Source organism: Streptomyces sp. NPDC046881, assembly GCF_040645015.1.
Lineage (GTDB): Bacteria > Actinomycetota > Actinomycetes > Streptomycetales > Streptomycetaceae > Streptomyces.
Genome location: NZ_JBEYXJ010000089.1, coordinates 1 through 21,046 on the forward strand (window position 1 = coordinate 1; position 21,046 = coordinate 21,046).

The 21,046-nt window shown below is 70.2% G+C and carries 24 protein-coding genes and 3 pseudogenes; 14 read left to right on the plus strand and 13 right to left on the minus strand.

What is annotated here, in order from left to right:
- The first annotated feature begins 226 nt into the window (after positions 1-226).
- Both ABZ923_RS31180 and ABZ923_RS31185 read left to right on the plus strand, forming a co-directional pair.
- Positions 227-544, plus strand: coding sequence for a hypothetical protein (locus ABZ923_RS31180; RefSeq protein ID WP_361478261.1), 318 nt, complete (start codon positions 227-229; stop codon positions 542-544).
- Between the two features lie 248 nt (positions 545-792).
- On the plus strand, positions 793-1,785 hold the full coding sequence (locus tag ABZ923_RS31185) for an immunity 49 family protein (RefSeq protein ID WP_361478264.1): 993 nt from the start codon (positions 793-795) through the stop codon (positions 1,783-1,785).
- Between the two features lie 255 nt (positions 1,786-2,040).
- On the opposite strand, the gene ABZ923_RS31190 is transcribed toward ABZ923_RS31185, so the two are convergent.
- A complete protein-coding gene (locus ABZ923_RS31190; RefSeq protein WP_361478267.1) occupies positions 2,041-2,631 on the minus strand; it encodes an SMI1/KNR4 family protein in 591 nt (196 codons plus the stop codon).
- A gap of 87 nt (positions 2,632-2,718) precedes the next feature.
- Between ABZ923_RS31190 and ABZ923_RS31195 the strand changes: the two genes are divergently transcribed.
- The gene (locus ABZ923_RS31195; protein ID WP_361478354.1) at positions 2,719-3,345 is read left to right on the plus strand and encodes a hypothetical protein; all 627 of its coding nucleotides are present in this window, start codon (positions 2,719-2,721) and stop codon (positions 3,343-3,345) included.
- Positions 3,342-3,995, plus strand: a complete 654-nt coding sequence (locus ABZ923_RS31200) for a hypothetical protein (RefSeq protein WP_361478270.1) — start codon at positions 3,342-3,344, stop codon at positions 3,993-3,995. Before ABZ923_RS31195 ends, ABZ923_RS31200 begins: the two co-directional genes overlap by 4 nt.
- A gap of 344 nt (positions 3,996-4,339) precedes the next feature.
- Here the strand turns inward: ABZ923_RS31200 and ABZ923_RS31205 are convergent, their stop codons facing one another.
- From ABZ923_RS31205 to ABZ923_RS31235, 7 genes are all read right to left on the minus strand, one after another.
- On the minus strand, positions 4,340-5,317 hold the full coding sequence (locus tag ABZ923_RS31205; RefSeq protein ID WP_361478273.1) for a carbohydrate kinase family protein: 978 nt from the start codon (positions 5,315-5,317) through the stop codon (positions 4,340-4,342).
- A gap of 14 nt (positions 5,318-5,331) precedes the next feature.
- Positions 5,332-6,528, minus strand: a complete 1,197-nt coding sequence (gene metK / locus ABZ923_RS31210; protein ID WP_361478276.1) for a methionine adenosyltransferase — start codon at positions 6,526-6,528, stop codon at positions 5,332-5,334.
- A gap of 144 nt (positions 6,529-6,672) precedes the next feature.
- Positions 6,673-7,401, minus strand: coding sequence for a CPBP family intramembrane glutamic endopeptidase (locus tag ABZ923_RS31215; protein WP_361478279.1), 729 nt, complete (start codon positions 7,399-7,401; stop codon positions 6,673-6,675).
- Between the two features lie 5 nt (positions 7,402-7,406).
- Entirely contained in the window at positions 7,407-9,974 is a 2,568-nt protein-coding gene (locus ABZ923_RS31220; RefSeq protein ID WP_361478282.1) for an MMPL family transporter, read from the minus strand.
- A complete protein-coding gene (locus tag ABZ923_RS31225; protein ID WP_361478285.1) occupies positions 9,971-10,903 on the minus strand; it encodes a methyltransferase domain-containing protein in 933 nt (310 codons plus the stop codon). The genes ABZ923_RS31220 and ABZ923_RS31225 overlap by 4 nt, the downstream gene beginning before the upstream one ends.
- 38 nt (positions 10,904-10,941) lie before the next feature.
- Positions 10,942-11,655 carry a hypothetical protein gene (locus ABZ923_RS31230; protein ID WP_361478287.1) on the minus strand — a complete coding sequence of 238 codons (714 nt, stop codon included), beginning with the start codon at positions 11,653-11,655 and terminating at the stop codon, positions 10,942-10,944.
- A 32-nt stretch (positions 11,656-11,687) separates the two neighbouring features.
- A complete protein-coding gene (locus ABZ923_RS31235; RefSeq protein ID WP_361478290.1) occupies positions 11,688-12,926 on the minus strand; it encodes an aminotransferase class I/II-fold pyridoxal phosphate-dependent enzyme in 1,239 nt (412 codons plus the stop codon).
- Positions 12,927-13,357: 431 nt separating this feature from the next.
- Between ABZ923_RS31235 and ABZ923_RS31240 the strand changes: the two genes are divergently transcribed.
- From ABZ923_RS31240 to ABZ923_RS31270, 7 genes and pseudogenes are all read left to right on the plus strand, one after another.
- Entirely contained in the window at positions 13,358-13,906 is a 549-nt protein-coding gene (locus ABZ923_RS31240) for a TetR/AcrR family transcriptional regulator (RefSeq protein ID WP_361478293.1), read from the plus strand.
- Complete coding sequence (locus ABZ923_RS31245; RefSeq protein WP_361478296.1) at positions 13,903-14,232, plus strand: multidrug efflux SMR transporter; 330 nt, start codon at positions 13,903-13,905, stop codon at positions 14,230-14,232. Before ABZ923_RS31240 ends, ABZ923_RS31245 begins: the two co-directional genes overlap by 4 nt.
- Positions 14,232-14,720, plus strand: a complete 489-nt coding sequence (locus ABZ923_RS31250; protein ID WP_361478299.1) for a DUF5360 family protein — start codon at positions 14,232-14,234, stop codon at positions 14,718-14,720. Before ABZ923_RS31245 ends, ABZ923_RS31250 begins: the two co-directional genes overlap by 1 nt.
- Before the next feature lie 209 nt (positions 14,721-14,929).
- The gene (locus tag ABZ923_RS31255; RefSeq protein WP_361478302.1) at positions 14,930-15,265 is read left to right on the plus strand and encodes a hypothetical protein; all 336 of its coding nucleotides are present in this window, start codon (positions 14,930-14,932) and stop codon (positions 15,263-15,265) included.
- 100 nt (positions 15,266-15,365) lie between these two features.
- Positions 15,366-15,928, plus strand: a pseudogene (locus ABZ923_RS31260) (restriction endonuclease); the annotation flags it as partial.
- A 52-nt stretch (positions 15,929-15,980) separates the two neighbouring features.
- Entirely contained in the window at positions 15,981-16,277 is a 297-nt protein-coding gene (locus ABZ923_RS31265; protein WP_361478305.1) for a hypothetical protein, read from the plus strand.
- A 341-nt stretch (positions 16,278-16,618) separates the two neighbouring features.
- Positions 16,619-17,161, plus strand: a complete 543-nt coding sequence (locus ABZ923_RS31270; RefSeq protein ID WP_361478308.1) for a hypothetical protein — start codon at positions 16,619-16,621, stop codon at positions 17,159-17,161.
- 162 nt (positions 17,162-17,323) lie between these two features.
- On the opposite strand, the gene ABZ923_RS31275 is transcribed toward ABZ923_RS31270, so the two are convergent.
- Positions 17,324-17,512 (minus strand): DUF6207 family protein, encoded by a 189-nt coding sequence (locus ABZ923_RS31275; protein WP_361478311.1) that lies wholly within the window; start codon positions 17,510-17,512, stop codon positions 17,324-17,326.
- A 2-nt stretch (positions 17,513-17,514) separates the two neighbouring features.
- On the minus strand, positions 17,515-17,757 hold the full coding sequence (locus tag ABZ923_RS31280) for a hypothetical protein (RefSeq protein WP_361478314.1): 243 nt from the start codon (positions 17,755-17,757) through the stop codon (positions 17,515-17,517).
- A 372-nt stretch (positions 17,758-18,129) separates the two neighbouring features.
- Between ABZ923_RS31280 and ABZ923_RS31285 the strand changes: the two genes are divergently transcribed.
- Complete coding sequence (locus ABZ923_RS31285; protein WP_361478317.1) at positions 18,130-18,372, plus strand: hypothetical protein; 243 nt, start codon at positions 18,130-18,132, stop codon at positions 18,370-18,372.
- 630 nt (positions 18,373-19,002) lie between these two features.
- Positions 19,003-19,231: pseudogene (locus ABZ923_RS31290) on the plus strand (hypothetical protein); the annotation flags it as partial.
- A 65-nt stretch (positions 19,232-19,296) separates the two neighbouring features.
- Here ABZ923_RS31290 and ABZ923_RS31295 read toward each other — a convergent pair.
- Positions 19,297-19,596 (minus strand): hypothetical protein, encoded by a 300-nt coding sequence (locus ABZ923_RS31295; RefSeq protein WP_361478320.1) that lies wholly within the window; start codon positions 19,594-19,596, stop codon positions 19,297-19,299.
- Positions 19,593-19,724 (minus strand): hypothetical protein, encoded by a 132-nt coding sequence (locus ABZ923_RS31300; RefSeq protein ID WP_361478323.1) that lies wholly within the window; start codon positions 19,722-19,724, stop codon positions 19,593-19,595. The genes ABZ923_RS31295 and ABZ923_RS31300 overlap by 4 nt, the downstream gene beginning before the upstream one ends.
- 546 nt (positions 19,725-20,270) lie before the next feature.
- On the opposite strand from ABZ923_RS31300, the gene ABZ923_RS31305 reads away from it, so the two are divergent.
- A complete protein-coding gene (locus ABZ923_RS31305; protein WP_361478363.1) occupies positions 20,271-20,732 on the plus strand; it encodes a hypothetical protein in 462 nt (153 codons plus the stop codon).
- Here the strand turns inward: ABZ923_RS31305 and ABZ923_RS31310 are convergent.
- Positions 20,657-21,023: pseudogene (locus ABZ923_RS31310) on the minus strand (sugar nucleotide-binding protein); the annotation flags it as partial. The gene ABZ923_RS31305 and the pseudogene ABZ923_RS31310 sit on opposite strands and share 76 nt — an antisense overlap.
- Positions 21,024-21,046 lie beyond the last annotated feature (23 nt).

Sequence of the window (21,046 nt, forward strand, 5' to 3'; positions counted from 1 at the left end):
GCGCGGCCCCGCCCGAGTGCCTCCGCCGGTCCGCCTCGGTGTCACCGGGCCGCGTCAGCCCTGTTTGGGTGCCGTCGGCGGTACCAGGCGGAGGGCCTCCATCGACGGCACCTGGACGGCATCTCCCACCTCAGCGCTGTGCCGGCCCCGGCGACCAGCGCCGCTTCGGCTCCCCTGCCCAGCCCGGCGTATCCGGTCGATTTCCCGGCTCGGTGGAGACTTGAGGATGGGCATCGCCCCGACGATCATGGTCGCCGCGACCGCCTGCGCCCAGATCACCGGCCCAGGCGGCGTCCTCGTTCTCGCCCCGGAACAGGTCGCCGACTGGCTCGATACGCTGCTGGTGGAAGCCTTGCACGGAATCGGCCCCCGCCAGGCCGCCGTCCGGCGGGACTACGGCATCCGCTGGTGGGGCCGCCAGGAAGTGGCGCAGGATGAGTTCCGCCGCTGGGTCGGCGACTACCAGAGCATGCCCGGCGCTCGCCTCAGCCTCACCGACGAGGAGAGCGGAGACGTGCTGGCCACCTGTCCCGACGAGCGGTAGAAGACGCTGGTGTGATGGCCCCCGGGGTTCTCGCGTTTGTCGTCGGCAACAGTAGGCGAGATTGCGCCGACCGGCTCCGGCTGATGCGCCTGTTCCGCCTCACCGAGCAGACCGCCATTCCCTACGTCGGAACCTTCTGCCCGGAGCGCACCGCGAAACTGCCCAGGTAGAGGGCTCGCCCCTGTGCTGTCAGTGCCCGTTGATAACGTGCTTCGTCCAGTCGGGGAGTTCATGAAGGGACGGGGTACGTGCGGAATGTGACATGCCATCGGGTTGGCGAGCAGCGGTTGGCCGGGGCGCTCGACGACATCGATGGGCGGGCCTACACGCGGTGGCACTCGCTGCGGTACGGCAGCATCTCGCCGACGCTGATCCGGGCCATGGCGGACGAACTGCTCGACCATGTCGCCGCGCGCACGGTGACGGAGCCGGGGCTCGACGCTGCGGCCGGCACGGTCGCCGTCACCGCCGCGGAGTGTGTGCACGGAGTGCTGAGCATCATGTGCTTCCCGAACGGGGACCAGGAACTCCGGTTCCCCCTCATCGGGGAGCGGATCAGCACCGACCCGGACGACGACGAGTTCGGGGACGGGCCCATCACCTTCCGGGACGTCGTCAAGGAGGCGCCCACCGCGCGGACCTGGCTCGACACGTTCGAGATGTGTGTCGTCAGCGGGCATGTGTGGGACTGGGAGCGGGTCATCGGGCTGCTGCTGCGCGGCGACTACGCGCCCGCTATCCGTGACGGCGTGCCCTACAACCGCTACCCCTCTGTCTCCGACCCCGGCGACCTCGCCGCCATGGACGCCCTGTGCCCCTATCTCACGGAGGCGGCCGGACATCTGCCCCGCGACTGGCCTACGGTTCCGCTGCGCAAGCCGGACGCCGGGGAGCGCGCGGAGGCCGCCCGGCGGCTCGACGAGGTCGGCGACGCGCTGAGCGCCGACCAGCGGCTGCTGCGCGTACTCCTCGACGACGACCAGCACGCCTTCGAGGACGCCCTCGTCACCCGGCTGGTCGCGTACCGGGAGAGCGTCGAGGCCGATGCCGGTGATCCCGCGCCCCGGTCCCTCCTCCCCCTTGGCACCCTCGCCCTGGCCTGCCTCGCCGTCCAGGTCCACGGGTGGGAACTCGGTGTCCGGTCCGGGTATCTGCCGTACGGTCTGCTGGGATCGCCGGACGCGCTGCTCCGGGCGGCGGAGGGGAACCGGAACAACTTCGGCGGCTGGACCGCCAAGTAGGCCACCCGGGGTGCGGAAGTGGCCCTGGCCCGACATCCAGGACATCGTCGTGGAAGCCAACTCGTCCCCACCGAGGCAGCGCGTACGTCTGTGCGACAGCCAAGGGCGGAAGACCACCTTGCCCCACGTCGGCGAACGCCAACTGCCGGATCTCCACGCCCTGCGACCCCCGTAGCCCCGACGGCGCCTAGCCTCAGTCCGTGTCTCTCGCGATGATCCGAAAGACACGGCCTGAGCCGTTTTCTTCGGATCTTCCTAGGCGTCCGCGAACCACGAGCGGCCCTGAGCCCAGTGGCTCACCCAGCCCGTGAAGCCAGGAATGCCAGGCATCAGGGCGTCGGGTGACTGGCCACCGAAAGGCATTGCGCCTTCGCCGGCGATCTGCCAGACGTGGCCGCGCTGCGGACCGGTCACGATCAAGGCCCAGTACATGCCGCAGCCGTCGGTGCCCAGCAGCAGTGAGCCGTGGTCGAACACGGCATCCGTCCGAGCCTCGAACTCCTGCTCCGAGAGCGCCTCCTCGTCACCGTCCTCCTCCCACAGCCATGCCGTGGTGAGCGGAAAGGGCTTGGCGAGCAGGCGCTCGGGGCGATCCGGGCCCCAGTCCGGGGGTGTTTGTGCGAGGGGCAGCAGACCGTAATAGGGCGGTCCGGCGCGCAGCCCATCGCAGATCTCTGCCACGAACGTGCGGTACGGCTCAGGGAGCACGATGCCGTGCTCCGCCTCGAAGGACCGCACCGCCTCCCAACCGGCCGGCGGCACTGCCTCGGGACGGGACGCGAAGATCTCGCGGAGAGTGGCCAACTCGGCTGGGTCACATGTTTGCGTGTTCATGCCGGTCATCATGCAAGATCCGAAAGAGACGGCCCAGCCCGATGCCGCAGCTGAAAGCCCGTGGCGACGTAGCAGTGGGTCCGGCATCATCCCCATGTGATGGTGATGCAACCCGTTCTGGAGATCTCCGCTGTCGACGACTTCGAGCTCTGGCCGGTTGGCGACCACGAGCCATATGGCTACCTCGTGCTGAACGGGGAACTGACTCCTGCGGAGGTCGGCACGGCCGTTATGCGCATCGCCGACTGCAACGGCTTCGAGCCGGAGGAAGAGCACGGGCCGTGCCCGACCGACCCACTCGGCACATTCCTGCACGGGCTGCTCACCATGCCTGACCTGTTCGCCGCCGGCGGCTTCCGGGTGACCGACAAGGCCACCGGCACCGTTTTCGTCGAGCCGGGCTGCTGCAACGGCCTGGAGACCTGGCGGGACTGGCTGGAGGTGCTCGACGGCACCGGCCGCTCCTACTTCGGCCACGACCCGTCCTCGGCGGCCGAACGTGTCGGCGACATCGTCCGGCTCACGCTCGACGCCCACGGGACGGACGGCAGCCCGGTGATCGAGCTGCCGGTAGACCAGGTACGCAGGTTGGTCGCCGGTGCCCAGCAGGATGTGCAGGACTTCCTCAGCCTTGCCGGAACCTGGGCTGAACAACACCTGCCGGCACACGCTGCCGCCGTCACTGCCGCCTTGGCACGGGCACTGGACCTGGCGCCCACACCATGACCAGCTTCCTGACCCACCGAGCGCACGTGCACGACGCCCGCCTCCCTCTCCGCCGCCGGCACAGCGCACTGCGGACCTGCATCACCCTCTTTGCGCCGTACGGCTTACGGGCGACGTACCACCACCTCACGCTCAGCGCCGCGATCCCCCGGCGGCTGGAGGCAGACCCGGACGCGCTGGTGCGGGCGGTGGAGGAACTGCACGAGGCACGGGTGCTGTGGCTCGCGCGGGCGGAGAAGTACGCCGCGCAACGCCGGGCGGAGAAGCGGGCTGGGCGGCGGGCTGTACCAGACCCGCGACCGTGGTGGCTGCGGAGCAGGTGGGACGGCCCGGACCACGTCTGGCACCAAGACCCGTTTCGCCACCCGTCGCTGCGACTGCCCGAGTACGTCCGGCGGCAGAACGCGATTCTGGACGGTACCGAGCCCTCCGGTTGCCCGGCCTGTGGGGATGAAAGACCGCGGGTGCTGAGCTCGACCGGGCACGGCTGGGTCGAGCTCTGCCGTGGGTGCGCGTGGGTGCTGGCGCCATGTCCGTGCGGGCAGCGGCACCGGTTCGTGCCGGAGATCCGGTTCAGCTGGAACGGAATCTGGCAGCGGGCGCACATGAGCGATGACGGCACGCCGAACACACATTGGCCTGCGGGCTAGTCAGTTGGATGCGGCACGGCGATGGCTCGGAAAACCAGATCCCTTCAGCTAAGACGCCTGCCCTCCACCCTGCGGGCGAACCGGCGCCGGCAAGGTCATCCGGCGCCAAAGTCGGGACCATCCCTGCACGCGCGGGGAGCACCGTGAGGCTGAGGTCCATTCGGAAGCTTCGGCCACCCGCTCGCGCTGGTGGTCACCGGAGGCGACACCAACGACTGCACCCGGTTCACCACGGTGACAGAGGCGATCCGGGCGCCCCGTCGGCCCTGGCGGGCTCCGCACCAGGCCTCTCATGTCATCGTCTGGGACCGCTCAGGGGCGATCGGAGCGCAGGGCGGAAACGGTCAGGGGCGGTCATGAAGGAAGGGCTCCGCCGTAGTCCCGGTCGGTCCGTCAGCCACGTGCGGGACGACGAGCGAATCCAGGCGGACGTCGTACTCCTGGGAGCCCGTCGTCTCCAGGACCCGGGTGGCCAGCGCGCACCCCAGTCGCGCGGCCTCCGCCGGTGAGCGGTGGTGGGCGAGGCCGGTGAGGAAGCCCGCGCGGAAGGCGTCACCCACGCCCGTCGGGTCCACCGCCCGTGTGGTGGGCACGGCCGGGACCCACAGGGTGGGACGGTCCCGCTGCTCGATGGTCACGCCGTTGGCTCCTCGGGTGGTGATCCATGTGCCGACTCGCCCGAGCACGTCAGCGGCGCCCCAACCGCTGCGCCGGCGCAGCAGGGCGTTCTCGTAGGCGTTGGTGAACAGGAACCGTGCACCGTTGACGAGTTGTCGGAGCTGGTCCCGGTTCAGACGGGCCAGTTGTTGTGAGGGGTCGGCCGCGAAGGGGGTGCCCAGGTCGCGGCAGGCCTGAGTGTGGCGCAGCATGGCGGCGGGATCGTCGGCGCCGATCAGCACGAGGTCGAAGCGGCGGTGCGGGCCGATCAGCGCGGCCAGGTCGATGTCCGCGGCCTCGGTCATGGCACCCGGGTAGAAGGCGGCGATCTGGTTCTGATCGCGGTCGGTGGTGCACAGGAACCGTGCCGTGTGCAGGGTCTCGCTGATCCGCACGGACGAGGTGTCCACACCCGCGGCGGTCAACCGCTGGTCGTACTCGGCGAAGTCCTTCCCGGCAGCGCCGACCACCACGGGCCGCAGCCCCAGCTTGCCGAGGCCGTAGGCGATGTTGGCCGCGACTCCGCCGTAGCGGACGTCGAGGCCGTCGACGAGGAAGGACAGCGACACAGTGTCGAGCAGGTCCGGGACGAGCTGTTCGGTGAAACGGCCCGGGAAGGTCATGAGGTGGTCGGTGGCGATGGATCCCGTGACGGCGATGCGCATGCTCCGCGGCTCCCTCAGACGCGGCGGACGGCCCGGCTCAGGGCGTCGGCACGATCGGTGCGTTCCCAGGTGAAGTCGTCGCCGGTGCGACCGAAGTGACCGTAGGCGGCCGTGCGGGCATAGATCGGACGCAGGAGGTCCAGGTCGCGGACGATGGCCGCCGGACGGAGGTCGAAGACCTCCTCGACCGCCCGTTCCAGCCGGGCGACCGGAACGGTGGCGGTGCCGAAGGTCTCCACGAACAGGCCGACCGGGCGGGCCTTGCCGATGGCGTAGGCCACCTGGACCTCGCACCGCCGGGCGAGGCCCGCCGCCACCACGTTCTTCGCGACCCAACGCATCGCGTAAGCGGCGGAACGGTCCACCTTCGAGGGGTCCTTGCCCGAGAACGCGCCACCGCCGTGCCGGGCCGTCCCGCCGTACGTGTCGATGATGATCTTGCGGCCGGTGAGGCCCGCGTCGCCCATCGGGCCGCCGATCTCGAACCTGCCCGTCGGGTTGACCAGGAGGCGGTAGTCGCCGGTGTCGAGGGTGACGCCGGTCGAGGCCAGCTCCTCGAGGACGTGATCGACGACGAACTTGCGCACGTCCGGCGCCAGCAGCCCGTCGAGACTCACCTCGGGCGCGTGCTGGCTGGAGACGACCACGGTGTCCAGGCGGACCGCCCGGCTGCCCACGTACTCGACAGTGACCTGTGTCTTGCCGTCGGGGCGCAGGTAAGGCACGGCGCCGTCGCGGCGGACCTCGGAGAGCTGGCGCGCCAGGCGGTGCGCAAGCTGGATGGGCAGAGGCATCAACTCGGGGGTCTCGTCGGTGGCGTACCCGAACATCAGTCCCTGGTCGCCGGCCCCCTGCTGGTCGAGGGGGTCGCCGCCCTCCTCTGCGGCGTCCACGCCCTGGGCGATGTCGGGCGACTGCGCCCCCAGGGAGACCGAGACGCCGCAGGTCCTGCCGTCGAAGCCCTTGAGGGAGGAGTCGTAGCCGATGCCCAGGACGGTGTCGCGCACCACGGCCGGTATGTCGGTGCGGGCGAGCGTGGTGACCTCGCCCGCCACGTGCACCTGACCGGTGGTGACGAGCGTCTCGACGGCCACCCGGGACGTCGGATCCTCGCGCAGCAAGGCGTCCAGGACGGCGTCGCTGATCTGGTCGGCCATCTTGTCCGGGTGGCCCTCGGTGACGGATTCGGAGGTGAAGAGACGACGGGGCATGACGTACCTTTCGTGAGAACTTCATTGAAGACATCGGGGATTGCGCGTCGGGGCGCTGCGTCCACGGGGCGTTCAGGCGGTTGACGATGAAGGGTTCGTGGAGGTCAGGGGGCTGGCAGGGACGTCAGGGGGCCGGTAGGGACGTCAGATCCACAGCAGGACGGCGCCGAGAAGCAGCAGGTTGCACACCCCTTGGGCGGCGGCGCAGGCCAGCGCCGATCCGGTGACGGCGCGGCAGACGCCCAGGGCGAGACCCATGAAGAACACCGAGGGCAGGACACCGCACACCACCCTCGGGTTGAGCGGATTGAGGCCGTAGTCGCCGAGGTGCACCGCCGCCCAGCCGGCTGCGGTGGTGACGATGGCCGTACGGGTGTTCCAGCGCTCCTCGACGGCGTGGAAGAGGACACCGCGGTAGCAGACCTCCTCGACCAGCGGGACGAGGACGCCCATGGCCAGCAGCATGGCCGCCGCGTCGGCCCAGGGCGCACCGGGGACCAGGCCCTCGAAGATGCGCGGCACCCACGCAGTCCAGTTGTCGTCCGCGGTTCCGAAGACGCTGCGGTTGGCGAGGAAGGTCTCCGCGTACACCAGGGCCACCACGATCGTGCACACGACGACGGCGCCGGTGCGGTCGCAGCGGCGGACGCCCATGGCGGGCCAGCGGTCCCGGCTCACCGCGAGCAGGGCGGTCGCGCTGAGCGCCACGGACAGCGCCATCAGCAGGAAGCTGAAGGCGCCGGCGACCCGGACCGCGGCGAGCAGCGCGAACAGGACCGCCGCCGTGGCCAGGGGGCTGGCCGCGGTGCGGCGGTGCAGCCGGGCCAAGGGGCCCGGGTGCGCCGGCATGGGGCCGAGGCGGCTCGTGGTCATCGCCGTCACCCGGCCTTCGGCGCAGGCTGCCTGCGGCGCCGGACGGTGGGGAACCACCAGTTGTAGCGCTGGAGCAGAAGGAGCGTGGCGGGCACGAACAGGATGCGGATGACGGTGGCGTCGAGCAGCACGGCGGCGCCGAGGCCGGCGCCGTACTGCTGGAGCATCAGGGTCGAGGACAGCGCCATGGTGCCGAGGCTGCCCGCCATGACCAGGCCGGCGGCATTGATCACCCGTCCGGTGTCCACGACGGCCGTCATGGTGGCCTCCTCCTGGGAGCGTCCGCTGCGGATGAGGTCGCGCACCCGGGTCACCAGGAAGATCTCGTAGTCCATGCCGAGTCCCATCATCAGCACGGTCAGGAAGATGGGCAGATCGTCGATGACTGCCTCGCCGCGCATGTGGTGGAAGACCAGCACCGTTGTTCCGATGGCCCAGACGTTGCTCATCATGATGGTGGCGATCAGCCGTACGGGTACGAGCAGGGACCGCAGGGTGAGGGCGAGCATGACGAACACGCCGATGCTCACCAGTCCCGCCATCTGCCAGAAGCTGGTGCGCAGCGCGGCTCCGTACTGGAGGTCCACCTGGGTGGCGCCCCCGACGTCCAGGCGCCCCACGGCCGTGCCCGCGTCGCGGAGTGTGTCTTCGAGTCTGCCGACGGTGTCGGCGGCGGCCGACGAGTACGGGGCGTCCTTCAGCACGACCACGAAACGCAGGGCGCCGTCCTGGGAGACGTAGTCCTGGAGGAAACCCTCGTTCCTGAGCTGGGCGGCGTCCCACACCCTTCCGAACGGCTGGGTGGCGGAGTCGACGGAGGCGACGCCTTCGGTGGCGGCGATGCGTTCGGTGAGCCGTGCCACCGCCTGCCGGCCCCGATCGGTCAGCCGGCCGTCGCGCACGACGCCGTCGGCGGCCTCTCCGACGACGGTGGTCGGCATGACCGCGCTGTCGCCCCAGGTGGCCGCGAGCGTCTCGAATCCGGTGCGGGAGTCGGTGACGGGGCTCAGCTTCACCGGGTCCGACGTCGAACGGTTGCCGGCCGCCAGGACCGCGAAGGGCACGGTGGCCACGAGGAAGACTGCCACGATCGCGGCCTTGCGGCGCCGGGCGAACTCCGCCGTGCGCCGCAGGTGCCGACCCATGGCCCCATCCCGCTCGAGGTCGGACATCGGGGAGCGGCCCAGGGCGAAGAAGCGGTCCCCGAGCAGCACCAGCAGACAGGGGGTGAGGGTGAGGGCCGCGGCGAAGACGATCGGGATGCCGATCAGCCCGCCGTAGCCCAGCGGCGGGATCCAGTCCACCGGCGACAACAGGGTGGCGCCGAAGGCGAGCACCACGGCCACCGCGGCGAGCAGCATGCTCTCCCCTGCGTGGACGGTGGCTTTCAGCGCCGCCTCCTCGGGCGATCGCCCGGCCAGGCGTTCCTGCCGGTAGCGCGAGGACAGCAGCATGCTGTAGTCGACGCCTGCTCCCAGCATGACGAACTGCATGATCGTCACGGTGAACTGAGTGAGTGTCACCTGATGGGCAAGACCGAACAGGGCGGCTTGACTGACGGTCATCGACAGACCCACCACGGCCAGCGTGAGGACGGCCGGGACGAGGGCGCGGAAGAAGAGGAGCAGGACGACGAAGATGATGCCGTACGCCACCGTCTCCATCAGGGCGTTGTCGGACTCGGCCTTCTTGTAGGTGTCGTGGATGAGGGCCAGCTCACCGGTGACGTGGACGTCGGCCGTGCCGTCCGCCCCGGCCGACGCGAGCGTGGTGCGCGCGGTCGCGCGAAGCCAGTCGACGTCCGGATCGCTTTCGCCGCCGACCGGGTGGGCGACGGACACGACGGCGGTCTTCCCGTCCGCGGCGATCAGCCGGTCCACCGCGTCGGCGGGCACCGGCAGCGGGAAGCGGCGCCAGTCGGCGGCGACGGTGGCGCGCCGGGCGATCCGGGCCACCTGGCCCGCGTCCTTCGCTCGGGCGGTGTCCCGCGCGGCGGTGACGAGCGCCGCCGGCACTCTGCCCTGACGCACCTGTCCGTCGACGGCTTCGGTGCGCTCCCCGGGCGTCGCGCTCGCGCCGCCCGCCCGTTCCCACACCCGGGTCAGGAACTGCTGGGTCGCGTCCCGGAACACGGTGTACGCGGAGGACGTGGCCTCCACCTCACCGCTGCGCTGCCGGGCGGCGAGCCGCTCGTCCAGAGCCGCGAGGAAGGCCCGCAGGCGGGGGGTGTTGACGTCCGGGGCGGTGACGACGACGGTGAGTTCGCGTTCGGAGCGCTGCGGGAAGGACCGCTTCGTCAGCTCGTCGGCATGGGCGCTGCTGGTGCCGGGCACCACCTTGGACGCGCCTTGTTCGGTGAGTTGCGACGTCAACCCGCCGCCGATGGGCATGCACACCGCGATGAGCACGGCCCACAGCAGGATCACGGTCTTGGGGCGGGCGGTCAGCCGACGGGCGAACCCGTACAGCGCGCGGTGCACGCGGCCGCCGTCGCCGACCTCCGGACCTTCCGCGTCCGGTCCGCGGTGCAGCGCGGGCCCGGTGACGGGCTGGGGCGCGGGGGACTTCGTCATCCGGCTCCGACCTCCTGGCCCTGCGGCCCCCGGCCCTCGTCGCGGGCGGTCACCGGCTTTCGGCCGGCGACCACCACGAACGTGTGCTCGATGTCGAGACGGCCCTCCCTGCGAAGGACGTCGGCCAGTCCCTCCTCGACGCGGCTGAGGACGAGCTGCTCACGCGCGTTGTCCACGGCGGTCTTGAAGCCGGCCGCGGCACCCGAGCGTTGCACCCACTCCAGCACCGCTTCCGGCGTGTGCGCGGGGATGACCTGTGCACCCTCCCGCTGGACGTCTACGGTCAAGCCGGCCTTGGCGAACCAACGCGCCACGACGCCTGCGTTCTTGGGCAGGGCCACCCGGATCAGGCTGGTGAGCAGGGAGGGATCGTCGGCGAAGACCTCTTCGAGCCGGTCGGTGAGGGCCTTGTGGGCGTCGGCCCTGGTCTCGATGATCAGAGCGCGGCCCCCGGGGCGCAGGATCCTCTCTATCTGGGCGAGCAGCCGGGGCGGTTTGGCATAGCAGATGGCCCAGCCGACGACGACCAGGTCCGCGCTGCCCGACGGGATGCCCCTGGCGAAGGCCTCCATGTCGCCGTCGGACAGCTCCACGAGCAGTCCGGGCGCCCCCTCGACGAGCGGCAGCACCTTCTTCCTGGCCACCTCCAGCATGCCGAGTGACTTGTCGACCGCGAACACGGCGCCGCGTCCGTCGAGCCTGCGCACGATCTCGGCGGTCAGATGGCCGGTGCCGCAGGCCAGTTCCACCACGGTGTCGCCGGGATTGATCGGGACCTCGTCCAGGGCGGCTGTGGAGTGACGGCCCATCACCGGGCTGAAGAACGTGTCGTAGTCGGAACTGGCGGCGTCGTAGTCGGCGGTGGGATCTGCGTGCGCCTTGCTGAGGGTGAGGCGCAGCGCCCGGGCGGCGAGACCGATGCGGGACATGAAGGCTCCTTGGTGCCGAGGAGAAGACGGGTAGGACGTCAGCACGGGGGCGGTGCGACACGGCGGGCGTGTGACATGGCGGCCAGCCGCAACAGTGCGCAGGCACAGGCCAGCGCACTGGCCGTGGCCCGGGTCTCCGGAAGCCGCCACATGCCGGAGGCGTAACCGGCGCCCAGCGCGGGACCGAGCCACAGGACGGCATGGACGGTCCCGGTCCGCTCCGCGGTTCCGCGCGTGCGAGTGTCCGGGAAGGTCGTCAGCGCGCCCACGACGAGTCCCGCGCACGCCGCGGTGGCGACGAGCAGGGCGAATGCCGCGCCGCCGGCGGCGGGAACGGCGACCGCGATGCTGAGTGGGAGCAGCCCCACGGCCACCACGACGGTGCGGCCCGCCTCTCCGCGCGCGCCCCAGGAGTCGGCTGCGGCCCAGGAGCCGGCTGCGGCAGAGGAATCGGTGGTGGCGCGGGCACCGGCTGCGAACCGGGGATCGGCTGCCGGGCTGCGGTCGGTCTCGGCCGGTGGACCGGCTTGGGGCCGAGGGGCGGACTGAGGCTGGGAACCGGCCTTGGCCCCGGCCGTGGGCCAGGACTCGTCGACCGTCGCCCAGGTGCTCACCGTGGACCAGGCCAGGAACCGGCCGGCGATGAGGGACAGAACGGCGGCGGGCAGCACGATCCAGAGGCAGCCGACGACGCCCGTCGAGGTCGCCGACGCGGCGGCGCACGCCCCTGCGGCAAGGCCGGCTGCCGTCAACGCCGGCACGCGACCCCGGGCCGGGACCCCGCTCACGCGACGCTCGCCGCGCGGCCGTCGTGCTCCGGCGGTTCCAGCAGCGTGTCCTGCGCGGCACAGGCCTCGATGACCCGGTCGAGCTGGTCGGGGGTGTGCGATGCCATATAGCTGGTGCGCAGGCGCGGTTCCGCGGCAGGCGGGAGTACGGGGTTGACGTACACACCGGCGTGGAGCAGCCGCTGCCACGTGGTGAGGGTCTCCAGGGTGCCTGGTGTGGGGATCGCCACTATCGGCGTCGTGCTGGGGGTGGTGCGCACGCCGGCCTCGGCCAGTCCGCGCCGGACGTAGGCGGCGTTGGCCTGCACCGCCGTGGCCAGCTCGGGCCGGGACCGCAGGATGCGCAGGGCGGCGAGGGCGGCGGCCGTGCTGGGAGGCGTCATGGACGCGCTGAACATCAGGCTGCGGGCATGGTGCCTGAGGTAGTGGATGGCCTCCTCGCTGCCGGCGACGGCACCGCCGAGCGAGGCGAGGGACTTGCTGAAGGTGACGGTGATCAGGTCGACCTCGTCAGTGAGGCCGAAGTGCGCGGCCGTGCCGCGGCCTTCGGCGAGTACGCCGAGGCCGTGGGCGTCGTCGAGGAGGAGCCGTGCGCCGTAGGCCGAGCACGTCTTCGCGATGGCCGGCAGGTCGCATACGTCGCCCTCCATCGAGTAGACGCCGTCGACGACGACGAGTCGGCCGGCGTCATCCGGCAGGCGCTCCAGCGTCTGGCGGAGTCCCTCGGGGTCGTTGTGCGGAAACCAGCGGATCCTGGCCCCGCTGAGGCGGCAGCCGTCGAGCAGTGAGGCATGGGCGCTGCGGTCCAGGACGACGTAGTCCCGCGGTGTGAGAACCGTGCCGAGGACGCCGAGGTTCGTCTGGTAGCCGGTGGACATCACCAACGCGGCGGGTTTCCCCAGGTAGTCGGCGAGTTCGGCCTCGAGTTCCTGGTGCAGGTCGGTGTTGCCGTTGAGGAACCTCGAGCCGGTGCGGGAGGTGCCGTACCGGTCGAGAGCGGTCTGTGCCGCGGCGAGCACCTCCGGGTGACCGGTGAGGCCCAGGTAGTTGTTGGACCCGCACATGATCAGGGTCCGGCCGCCTCGACGGACGGTGGCTCCCTCCCCTCCTTCCAGCGGCAGGAAGAACGGATAGAGGTTGGCGGCCATGAGGTCGCGGGCCGCGGTGAAGGAGCTGAAACGCGAGTAGATGTCAGCGGGATTGCCCCGCTGAGATAATGGACGTATCGCACTCATTGTCATCGTTCCTTGATCGGTTGATCAATCACGAACGTGCGCACTGAATAGCGGCACGGCGAATGGGCTGTTCCTGCCCAAGCCAAGGAATGTGCGCGGGAGGAGGGGAATCGTTTTTATGTCCCCTGATCACGCGAAGATGTTCGCCCGGTCCGCCGGACGGCGTCTTTCAGCGGAAGATTCCGATCACCCTGTCCCCCGTTGGATGCGCGACGCCGGTCATCGGCCGTCGACGATGCCCGAAAATATCCCTACAGGCCTAAAAGTGTCAACGACGGAAGGGTGAAGGGGCTTCACTTCACTTGGACGTAACGAATCCGGTTACCGCCCGACGGGTTCATCCGATCTTCCTCTGCCGCCATTGAGTGGCGTGGTAGGCTTTCCCGACCGCCTAGACGGTCGGGAATTGCTGGACGGTCGACGAAGAGCAGGTGGAGCAGGTGCGTGACCGGATCCTCGATGCGGTGGAGAGACTTCTGGTGAAGGGCGGCGTGGACGCGGTCCGACTCGACGCGGCGGCCGCCGAGGCCGGCGTGAGCAAGGGCGGGCTGCTGCACCACTTCCCGTCCAAGCTCGCACTGGTGCAGGGAGTCGTCCGCCGGCTGGTCGACCGGTTCGAGGCCGTCCTGCCCGGCCCGGACTCGCCCCCCGGCGCCTTCACCCGAGCCTGGCTCGACGCCTCCATCCCGCTGGCGGCTCCGGAGGGGGAGGGGCCCTCGTCCGCCGTGCCCGTCGCCCTCCTCGCTGCGGCGGGAGGCCCGGCGGTCCTCGACGTACTCCAAGAGCGCTACCGGCATTGGCAGATCCGCCTCGACGAGGACGGGCTGCCGCCGGGCGTCAGCTCCCTCGTGCGTATGGCGGTCGACGGCTGGTGGACTGCCCGCCTGCTGGGACTGGCACCGCCACAGGGCGCCGATCACCACCGACTGCGGGCCCTCGTCGAGGACTTGATCCCGCCGCAGCCCAAGGAGGCCGAGTGACGGGATTCTTACTGGTCGCCGGAGCGATCCTCTCGGAAGTCGCGGCCACGCTCTCGCTGCGCGCCTCCCACGGGCTGACCAGGCTGGCCCCCAGCATCCTGGTCGTCGTGGGCTACGGGCTCGCCTTCGTCCTCCTCGCCCAAGCCCTCAAGACCCTGAACGTCGGGCCCGTGTACGCGGTCTGGTCCGGCGTGGGCACGGTCGGCGCCTTCGCCGGAGGCGTCCTGTTCTTCGACGAAACGGTGCGCTTGGCCACCGTGATCGGGGTGGCGCTGGTCGTCCTCGGCGTGGCCGTGATGTACCTGGGCGGAGGCATGGAGCACTGATGTCCTCACCGGACCGCACCACCTGCGGCGTGCGCACCATCAAGACCGCGATGCTCGTGACCGACGTCGGTTTCCTGCTCTACTGGACGGCCGCCCTGCTCAACCTCATTCCGCCCCAGCACGCCTACAAGGACTACGGCGACCCGGTAATGAGCGACTGGAACTTCTCGTTCCTTCCTCTGGACATCGCCGCGAGCATCACCGGCCTGGCTTCTCTCTACTTGGCCGGAAACCGGCGCCACCAGACAAAAACTCACGGTCACCCCCTTCAACTCCCATTGACGCTGATTTCCCTTACGCTGACCAGCGTCGCCGGACTGCAAGCAGTCGCGTTCTGGGCACTGCGCGGAGACTGGTCTCTCATCTGGTGGATTCCGAACCTCATCCTTCTCGTCTTCCCCATTCCGTCGATCGTGCATTTGATGCGGGAATCAACGGCAGGAGACGCCCCGGCGGACGATCCTGCGGCGGCTTTAGGGCGCAGATGAGAAACACCTATGGGGAGACTGCCATCCGACGGTGAGAGAAGGCCGTGCCGCCGCAACCGGTCCCGTGCCGCCGCATGCATGCCTCCTGCGGAGGCGGCGGCGCGGCAACTTCCCGGCGGTCGTGTCCACGGAAGCTGTACGAGCCGGTGTCGAGGGGGCGTGGCCAGGCCCGGCGGCGGGCGTCGCAGCCGGGGCCGCCGCATGCCGGCGTGGTCCGTCCCGACCTCGTTGTCCTCATGCACGGCATCGCCCACGCCGTAGGCCGCCACGACGGCACCCTCGCCGACCGGGGCGACGCACACCGCTACCTCGCTGCCCTCCTCGAAGGCTTGCACTGCGCAAGGGCGGCACTCCTCGACGACGTCAAGTATCGGGACTACAACCCGGAGAGGGGCTGTCCGCCCTGCCACCGGGTCTGGCTCGTCCCCGGCGGCCTCGACCATGACGCCGCCGAGCGGATCGAGCCTGTCCTGCAAGCATTCGCCGCCTACGGCTCCTGGGCCCGCCCCCTGAGTTTGCGGGCGACGAGCCGGCCGCAACCGTAATCGCCGGCCGTCCCGGGTTGACCCGTCCATCGCGGAAGCGGTGGAGCGGCAGGCCGCCGCGATGCGGGAGCTGAGCCGCCGCTGGACGTTGACCGACGGCGGCTGGCTGTATCACAGGCAGCAGGAAGCGCGGTGGGAAGCTGTCCGAGCGCAGGGCCTGCGCTATGGGCGGCCCCAGCTGGATGCCCTCCATCACTCGCGGTGTGAAGGTGCGGTGCGTGACCTGATGCGTCGCGACGGTTGCCAGGGCGCGGTCCGTGTCGGGGGTGGCGGTGATCCGGGTACCGGCGTGAAGGCCACCGACCCCTACGGGCGGCGCTGGGGTGATCCAATGCAAACACCGGCACAACGGCCTCGCCGGCTCTGCCGTGGCCACACCGGAGCTCCAGGTCCTCAACAGCACCGCCCGCCAGGTCCACGGCGCCGACGTCGCGGTCATCGTGACCAACGGACGTGTCACCGCACCCGCCGTGACCTTCGCCAAGCAGCAGCGCCTCCCATGTTGTCGACCGCCACATTCTCGGAGTCTTGGGCATCCGGCTCACGCCCCTGTGGGAGCTGCTCCGCGGCGTCCCTTCACCCCGCAAGCCAACGGCCCTCTCCTGTAAGCGCCTACGGTCGGGCTGTCGTCAACGTTGGTGGCGCCGACACCCATTTCGGTGATCTCTGGTCTAGCGGACACCGGGACGATGTGCCCGTCGCCAGACTCGCGGTCGTGGCCGACCCGAATACCCATGACCGCGATCCCGAGGACTTGAGTGGCGGAGCAGGCAGGACGACTGCCGGCACCGGCCGGGTCCGGTTTCCGCTGATGCGGTGGGTGCTCGCCCCGCGCACGACGTGGCAGGCCCGGCGCCTGGCCGCCGACTTCGGTGAGGGGATGGACGCCAGGACCGCGTGGGTGATGGCACGCCTGGCACGTCATCCTGACGAGCGCGGCTACGCCATGACTCACCTGGACGGTGAACGCCGCACTGCGGACGAGGGAGCGCCGATGCCGCGTTCGACATAGCTACCGCCTGCTGCCCTGCGACAGAATCCGCGAGTGCCCCAAAGCGGCTGGCACAAGCTCGCTCGGCCCACCCACCGCCATTCGGGGCGTCACCCGGAGCCGCCAGACCGGGCCCGCGGCGACCGGTGCCGGTGCGGAGCTGCGGCAGGACGGGGGTCACCGGGGGCTGCTCCTTCAGGTACGCGACTGGCTGATCGTACGGCAACCCGACCGACGACCGTGCCCCCATCAGCGGCGTGGGTGATGGTCAAGGATGTGCAATCTGGCGGCGGTGGTTGAGAGGCCGGGGCCCGCGCCGACGTAACAGGGGTACGTAGACGCGACTTCCGAAGGGTGAGCCCTTGATCCCGCAACGCATCGTCCTCGCCTCGGCCGCCGGGCTCATGTCCGCTCTCCTGCTGGGGGCGTGCGATGCATCCAACGACAGCGCGTCCGGCGCGGGTTCAGGCGCCGCCCCGGTCGTCACGACGGTGTCCGACCCGGCGGCCTCCGCACCGGTCTCGGCTCCGGCGTCCGGCGGCGATACCGTCACCGTGAGAGCCGAGGCGGTGAAGGGCGCGGGCCGTGTGGTCACCGACGGTCAGGGCATGGTCCTCTACCGCTACGGCAAGGACCGCCCGTCCCCCTCCAGGTGGACGTGCGCCGGTGCGTGCACGCGAACGTGGAGGCCGGTCATCGTGGAGGACTCCGTACGAACCACGGGCGTCGACAAGAACCTCCTCGGCACGGTCCACCGCAACGGCATGAAGCAGCTCACCCTCGCCGGCTGGCCGCTCTACCGGTACGCGGGCGACGTGAAGGCCGGCCTGATGAACGGCCAGGGCAAGGACAAGGAGTGGTACGCCATCACTCCGTCCGGTGGGGCCCTCACCGTGACTGGCTGACGCATGCCAGTACGTCACCGACCGGATCGCCGACAAGATCCGCTGGGGCCTGAGCATCGACGCTGTCGAGCGCCAGGCACTGGCCGGCCGCTCGGCCAGTGCTCCGGCACGCCCGTCACTGTCGCCCTCGCCCGCTAGAAGGTCCGGCCCTGCCGACGGCGTTCAGCTCGGTGCCTGGCGCATGTCCAGGCAGCAGCGCAGCCGTACGCCGGGCTGGCCGGCGTCGCGTGTGGTGCGTTCCACCGCGGTGGTCGCCCACATCGATGCGAGAGCCTGCTGGAAGGCGAAGGCGGTCTGGTCGTCAGCGGCTGCTACGTCCACGACCACCAGACCAGGCTCCGACACGTGCACGCTTACGGCCGTCGCTGTGCTTGGCCCTGGTGATGTTCGCCCAGGGCGGTGAGGGCGAAGACGGCGGCGTGGCTGGGGTGGGTGTAGGGGGATGGGGCGGGGGCGAGCTGTTCGGGCGGGGAGGTGAAGCCGGCGTCGGCCTGCTGGTGGGCGAGCAGGCAAGTGAGGGCCTTGCCGGACCAGGTCGGCCGGTTGAGGGCGGCGTCGGCGCTGAGGGCGTGCGCGGTGCTGCTGACGTCGTTCACGTCGCCCGTCTGGTGGCCGAACCCGCCGTCCAGCGGCGGCCGGTTCCACCGCAGGCACCTGCTCGCCGAAGCCCGCTGTCACCTCGCTCTCGTGCTGCGCGGCCGCCGCCGCGAGCCAGGCCTGAACGAGGACATCGTGGACGCCGCGCTCGTCACGTACTGCGTGGACATCAGCGAGCCGAAGACGCTGCGCGGCCTGCTGCCCGCCTACCGCCTCTACACCGCCCGCTGGTCAACGGCCGACCTCACCTCCGACCGCCGCCGCCCACCTATCACCACCCCCGACCGGCCGCCACCAGCCGACTCGAGCGCACCCGCCGCGCCCCGGCCTTCGGACCTGGGCCGGGGGAGTGGGAGATACCGCGCGAACCGTTGCAGTACGAGCGGGCCGTCCTCGCCGGGCTGCGGTCCGCGAGAAGCTGCGCCTCCCCGTCGCGGACGCGCTGCCGGGCGTACGACGTCGCCCGGCACCAGCAGGCGGCGATGCCCGAACAACTGCTCGCGCCCGAGCCGGCCCACCCCGACCCCGAGCGCGACGACCAGGAGCAGGAGCCCGGCCGCCAAGAGGCGCTGGACCTGACGGCGTTGCGGGGCCCTGCGGGAGTCCCGTCCTGACGTGGAAGCCCTCGATCTCACCGCGAACGGCTGCGTCACCTCGGGGAGCCCTTCACCGCGGCAGCCGACCGGGCCCGCACCACGATGGGCCGCTACGCGCGCCACTGCGACGATGCCCAGAGGCGGCACCCGGTGCGCGAGGACGATCAGCAGGCGCACCGCCCGCAGGAGCCCGGACTGTACCGCGGCCGGGAGGCCAGCCACTGAGTGCATCCGATGCCGCGCACCCGATGCCGCGCACCCGATGCCGAGCATCCGATGCTGTGCATCGCCCTGGCGATGCCGCGCATCCACTCCACTCAGTGGACTCCACCGAGTGGAGCTCACCGGCCGGGAGGGCGCGACACCGTGCTCGGCATCCACTCGACTGGGTGGAGTCCTCGGCCGGAGAGCGGACGACATCGTGCGGGAGTGGCCGACATCGCCGTGACGATGCCGTGCATCCACCCGGCGCAGAGGAGACGTTGCACTACGCCGGGAAGGTCGACCCGCGGGCACTTCCCAATGCCGAGCGACGAGGGCCGGATGTGCATGGACGTCGTCCATGTTTGACGGGACCTGGTAACCGGAACGCCGCCTTCTCTGCGCTGCGGACGATGGCGCAGGTAGCACCCGAGAAAGTACGCAGGCTCGAGGGTCGCCGGAGTCAAAAAGCACTACCCGGGCGAGCCGAAACGCAGCTACATCACGCCGTGGGACGAGACGCCGAATGGGAGCGACAGGCGGCAGCGGCCGTCTACGCCCAAGTGCGCACTTCCAGAACCGCAAGCCTGGGTACGTCACCGACTGCGCCGACTTGCCCGAGTGGCAGCAGGAGACCGACGCCGACATTTTCGATCACATCGAGCAGACCGTCTGACCCCCAGAAACGACCAAGCCCCCGCCAGCCGATGAGGGCTGACGGGGGCTCCTGCGACAGATCTCTCAGTAGCGCGTCAGGTCCACGACCACATCGCACAGCGGATCATCGGACGGCTGCTGCTCATACTCGTTGTCCAGATAGCCGGAGATGATCCCCGCAAGGAGACCGGGGCCGGTGTGGCTGATCACCACATCGGCTCCGTAGGTACGGCTTCCGTCGGCTGCGGTCAGGTACAGTCGCATGCGGTCGTCCCCGGTGACCAACAGCCCCTTGAAGACCGGCATATCCGGCGTGGGGTCGGCGACCAGAGCACGGACGATGCCTGGAAGGCGCTCGAAAACGCCCTGGTGTCCGAGTGTCACAGCTTCGCCCAGGCGGGGCACTTGTTTCCCGGCTGGTTCTTGCAGAACGCGTTGATGACGCCGATCGTCTGTCCCCTACCGGCGTCGTACCGTCCGTCCTTCGTCTTGCGCGAGTACTGAACGATCACCCAGATCTTCACCATCCTAGGTCGGGGAACGCCGGTCTCGAACTCTACCCCGCCGTACTCAAGCCGCCCGTGACCGTCGTTCTTCTCGGGGTGTTCGTTGACGACAGCGGCGATCGTGCTGCACTTTTGATGTTGTGACGGCCGGTGAAGTGGTGCCAGCCGAACTCCGAGTTCCCGAACCGGGTGACGATCTTCCGGCCCGTCGGATCCTTGGCCTGGCATTTTATGCGCTTGTCCCACGGGTGAGGTTCTGCGGGCAGCGGACGCTTGGCAACAGCAGTGTCGGCGGTTGCGGTGGTGGCCGGTACGAGCACTGCCGCTGTGATGAGCAGCGGCAGCAGAGCACGTGCCTTCAATTCTTCCCCCCAGAGGAAAATCGAACAGATGTCTCACCATCGTCGATCTTGAGGGAACTCACAGCACCCGCACAAGGGCACGGCCGCCCTTTGGCCTGTTCTCGACCCCAGAAACGCGAAAGCCCCCGCGGCTGGCCTGCTACCGGTGCGGGGGCTTCGTTTTGTAGGTCAGGGAGTCTTGGTGTAGTCGGTGACGCGCGCTGTCGCGGAGTTGCTGGAGACGGTTGTCCGGCACCGGGAGGTGCACTGGCTGGCCGTAGCCGCTCGGCGGGCGGGCAACACCGAATCCACCGAGGAACGTGCCGCGAGGGCCTCGACCCGCAGCGCAGCTACCATCGCCCGGGACCGGCTTGGGCTTCTGGTGCTTGAGGACCCCGCGCTCCTGGGTGCCGCTGAGACGGCGTGGATGCGGGTGCTCCACCCCGCTCGGGACCTGTTCGGCCCATTCCAGGCCGAGGGCGGCGAGTTGCTGGAGCTGGGCGGCGCTGAGCTTGGCTCGCCGGGTCTTGGTGTTGGCCAGGAACACGCCCAGCTTCACTGCGTGTTCCTGGCCGTCGATGGTGATCGTTTCGATGGCGACGTGCGGGCGACGACGGCCTGCGGATGCACGAGGAGGATCCCGGTCTCCGCTGCGGCCTTTGCCGCTCCATAGGGGTGACGGGGTCGGGGAGGCACGACTCGTCGTAGTGGACGCGGGCGCCGGAGAACACCGCGTCGCTGCACATGTGGACCAGGCGGCTTCCATGCTTCGCCGCCGCCATCGCCAGCTGGACGGGCCCCTGAGCCGTCACGGCCCAGTCAGGTCGAGCGGGTACCACGCGGCGTGGGAAGTGGTGCCGGGCCTGGTCGCGTAGGTCGCAGCCGTTGCGTGCCCGGCCGTTGCCGCCTGCCGGATCAACTCGGTGCCCAGGAAGCCACTGCCGCCGATGACCAAGACCGTCATGACGCGACGGTAGACCGTCCCGG

Coding starts and splice junctions, on each gene's coding strand:
- ABZ923_RS31200 (WP_361478270.1), top strand. CDS start 3,342: ATGACCAGCTTCCTGACCCACCGAGCGCACGTGCACGACGCCCGCCTC.
- ABZ923_RS31235 (WP_361478290.1), bottom strand. CDS start 12,926: ATGAGTGCGATACGTCCATTATCTCAGCGGGGCAATCCCGCTGACATC.
- ABZ923_RS31190 (WP_361478267.1), bottom strand. CDS start 2,631: ATGATGACCGGCATGAACACGCAAACATGTGACCCAGCCGAGTTGGCC.
- ABZ923_RS31195 (WP_361478354.1), top strand. CDS start 2,719: ATGGTGATGCAACCCGTTCTGGAGATCTCCGCTGTCGACGACTTCGAG.
- ABZ923_RS31225 (WP_361478285.1), bottom strand. CDS start 10,903: ATGTCCCGCATCGGTCTCGCCGCCCGGGCGCTGCGCCTCACCCTCAGC.
- ABZ923_RS31180 (WP_361478261.1), top strand. CDS start 227: ATGGGCATCGCCCCGACGATCATGGTCGCCGCGACCGCCTGCGCCCAG.
- ABZ923_RS31250 (WP_361478299.1), top strand. CDS start 14,232: ATGTCCTCACCGGACCGCACCACCTGCGGCGTGCGCACCATCAAGACC.
- ABZ923_RS31215 (WP_361478279.1), bottom strand. CDS start 7,401: ATGACCACGAGCCGCCTCGGCCCCATGCCGGCGCACCCGGGCCCCTTG.
- metK (WP_361478276.1), bottom strand. CDS start 6,528: ATGCCCCGTCGTCTCTTCACCTCCGAATCCGTCACCGAGGGCCACCCG.
- ABZ923_RS31220 (WP_361478282.1), bottom strand. CDS start 9,974: ATGACGAAGTCCCCCGCGCCCCAGCCCGTCACCGGGCCCGCGCTGCAC.
- ABZ923_RS31205 (WP_361478273.1), bottom strand. CDS start 5,317: ATGCGCATCGCCGTCACGGGATCCATCGCCACCGACCACCTCATGACC.